Origin of the sequence: Acidovorax sp. HMWF018, from assembly GCF_003061035.1 — a bacterium.
Lineage (GTDB): Bacteria > Pseudomonadota > Gammaproteobacteria > Burkholderiales > Burkholderiaceae_C > Acidovorax > Acidovorax delafieldii.
This window is the reverse complement of record NZ_QAIM01000052.1, coordinates 1-3,007: the sequence shown is the minus strand read 5'-3', so window position 1 is coordinate 3,007 and position 3,007 is coordinate 1. Positions and strand designations below refer to the sequence as shown.

The window sequence follows — 3,007 nt, the reverse complement described above, 5'->3', positions numbered from 1 at the left end:
ACAAACAGGCCGCAGGGAATACCCCGTTCTGACGGGGATCGACAGGGGGGTTTCTCAGGCACTGCCAACGGCCTGCGCAAGGCTTGGCGCGCAAAGACCTTGGGGAGCCTGGGTAAAGTGCAGGGAGCCGCGTAAGTCCAGTAACCTCGGGCCCATGCGCGCCTTTCACAGCCTGAGCCTTGCCGCCTGCACCGCCGCCCTGCTGGTGCTGGCCGGTTGCAGTACATCGCGGCCTCCGTCCCCCTCGTCGCCACCGCAGGCTTCCACACGCACGGCGCCGCCGCTCACGCCGGAGCAGGCACACGACATTGCCATCCACGCGCTGGGCCTGGTGGGCACGCCGTATCGCTACGGCGGCAACACCCCGGACTCGGGCTTTGATTGCAGCGGCCTGATCGGCTACGTGTACCGCAACCAGGTGGGTACACCACCGCCGCGCACGGTGGCCCAGCTCAACACCTGGGGCTATCCCATCGACGGCAGCGAACTGCGTGCAGGCGACCTGGTGGTGTTTGGCACGGGCCGCCAGCCCAGCCACGCGGGCATCTATGTGGGCGAAGGGCGGTTCGTGCATGCGCCGTCCACCGGCGGCACGGTGCGGCTGGACCACCTGCAGTCGCGCCACTGGGCTCGGCAGAATGCGGCGTTCCGCAGGCCGTAGCTAGTTTCCCCCCTGAGGCGCTGCGCGCCTTCCCCCCAAGGGGACGACGCACTCGCTGCGGGGCGGCCCTTGCTCTGCGTCTCTCGCGATGGGCCGCGCCAGTGCCGACGGCCATGCACTGGTTCGGTCGCCAAAAGGGGCTGGAATCCAGCTCCGCGACAATCGGGGCCACCATGACCCACGCACACCGCTCCGCCACCCCCATCTCCACCCACGACACCACCCGCATTGATGACACGCGCATCAAGGCCGTGCGCCCGCTGATCACACCGGCGCTGCTGCAGGAATGGCTGCCCACGCCCGATGCGGCGCAGACCCTGGTCGAATCCAGCCGCGCCGCCATTTCGCGCATCCTGCATGGGCAGGACGACCGGCTGATCGTGGTGGTGGGGCCTTGCTCCATCCACGACCATGGCCAGGCCATGGACTATGCGCGCCAGCTGAAAGCACAGGCCGATGCACTGCAGGACGACCTGCTCATCGTGATGCGGGTGTACTTTGAAAAGCCGCGCACCACCGTGGGCTGGAAGGGTTACATCAACGACCCGCACCTCGATGGCAGCTTTGCCATCAACGTAGGGCTGGAGCTGGCGCGCCAGCTGCTGCTGGACGTGCTGGCACTGGGGCTGCCGGTGGGCACCGAGTTCCTGGACCTGCTCTCACCGCAGTTCATCAGTGACCTGGTGAGCTGGGGCGCGATTGGCGCGCGCACGACCGAGAGCCAGAGTCACCGGCAGCTGGCCAGCGGCCTGTCGTGCCCCGTGGGTTTCAAGAACGGCACCGATGGTGGCGTGAAGGTGGCGAGCGACGCGATCCTGGCGGCCAGTGCCGCGCACGCCTTCATGGGCATGACCAAGATGGGCCAGGCCGCGATCTTTGAAACGCGCGGCAACCAGGACTGCCACGTGATCCTGCGCGGCGGCAAGCAGCCCAACTACAGCGCCGCCGATGTGGATGCGACCTGCGGCGTGCTCAAGGCCGCCGGCCTGCGCGAGCAGGTGATGATTGACGTGAGCCACGCCAACAGCAGCAAGCAGCACCAGCGCCAGATCACCGTGGCAACAGAAGTGGCGCAGCAGATTGCCGCAGGCGACACACGCATCACCGGCCTGATGATCGAGAGCCACCTGCAGGAAGGCCGTCAGGACATCGTTCCCGGCCAGCCGCTGGCGCATGGCGTGTCGGTGACGGATGCCTGCATCAGCATGGCGCAAACCGTGCCGGTCCTTGAAGGACTGGCAGCAGCAGTGCGGGCGCGGCGCCAGAAGGCCTGACGCATCCGACGCACCTTGTGCTCGGCTGGCACGCCTGGCGTCAGGCTGCGCTATCAGCCCTGGGGCGGCCTCGCGGCCCCCATGTCGATGTTGCGCGCCTTGGCCAGCAGCGTAGCGCACAGCCGCTCCTGCCCTGCGGCATCCACTGCCCACACGTCGGCGGCACAGACGGTGAGCAGGCGCCCCGCATCCACCACGCGGCCTCGCGCCCGCAGGCACTCACCCTGGGCAGGGGCCACAATTTTCAAGGTGGTGTCCACCGTGGCATTGGTCCAGCCAGGTGGTAACACGCTGCCTGCTGCCGCCACCGCCGCAAAGTCGGCCACCGCAAACACGGCCGTGGCCTGCAACTGGCCGGGGCGAAAGCTGAAGGCCTCGCTCACCGGTATCTCCACCTCCACCCGGCCGGGCTCGGCATGGACAAAGCGCAGCCCCAGCGTGCGGGCCATCGGCATGGCCAGCACCTCGGCCTGCAGAGTTTCGATGGTGCTACGGGGTGCGCTGGACAAAGCATCGCGGGGCGCGGGTGTGAGTGGGGCTGTCATGGTGGGGATCTCCAGGGAGGTGTTTGGGTGCTGCGAGAGGTCTAGGGTTTGCGGGCCGACGGGGCACGCACACGCGGCCAGGGCTTGGTAGATGCAGTGGCTGCGCCCGAGGATGTTTGCCGACCCTGGGTTTTTGATCGCTGCTTCTTGAGCAACTGGCCACGCAACCAGGCCTGGTGCGCCTGCACGGTGGATTTTTGGGACTGCAGCGCAGCGATCTGCTGGTTGATCGCGTCCACACGCGCCTGCAAGGCCTGCACCATGTCGTCAATGCCGAGGGTGCCAGCGCGGTATTCATCCAGGCGAAGGGCAATCTGCGGCAGGCTGAAGCCCAGCTGGCGGGACATGGCGATGAACACCACCTCGCGCCGCATGCGGGCCGGATAGTCGCGGTAGCCGTTGGCCCGGCGATCGGGGTGGATGAGCCCCAACCGCTCGTAGTGGCGCAGCGCGTGGACGGACACCGAGGCCTGTTGCGCGAGTTCGGAAATCTGCATGGGGCCACGTTAGCAAGCCTCGTGCTGCGC

General features: G+C 67.6%; 4 protein-coding genes. 2 read left to right on the top strand and 2 right to left on the bottom strand.

What is annotated here, in order from left to right:
* Window positions 1-154 precede the first annotated feature (154 nt).
* A complete protein-coding gene (locus tag DBR23_RS01820) occupies window positions 155-661 on the top strand; it encodes a C40 family peptidase (protein ID WP_056742526.1) in 507 nt (168 codons plus the stop codon).
* A gap of 173 nt (window positions 662-834) precedes the next feature.
* Window positions 835-1,935 (top strand): 3-deoxy-7-phosphoheptulonate synthase, encoded by a 1,101-nt coding sequence (locus DBR23_RS01815; protein ID WP_108497114.1) that lies wholly within the window; start codon window positions 835-837, stop codon window positions 1,933-1,935.
* Window positions 1,936-1,988: 53 nt separating this feature from the next.
* On the opposite strand, the gene DBR23_RS01810 is transcribed toward DBR23_RS01815, so the two are convergent.
* Window positions 1,989-2,390, bottom strand: coding sequence for a PaaI family thioesterase (locus DBR23_RS01810; RefSeq protein WP_369882072.1), 402 nt, complete (start codon window positions 2,388-2,390; stop codon window positions 1,989-1,991).
* 131 nt (window positions 2,391-2,521) lie between these two features.
* On the bottom strand, window positions 2,522-2,977 hold the full coding sequence (locus tag DBR23_RS01805; RefSeq protein WP_099731652.1) for a MerR family DNA-binding transcriptional regulator: 456 nt from the start codon (window positions 2,975-2,977) through the stop codon (window positions 2,522-2,524).
* Window positions 2,978-3,007: the final 30 nt, after the last annotated feature.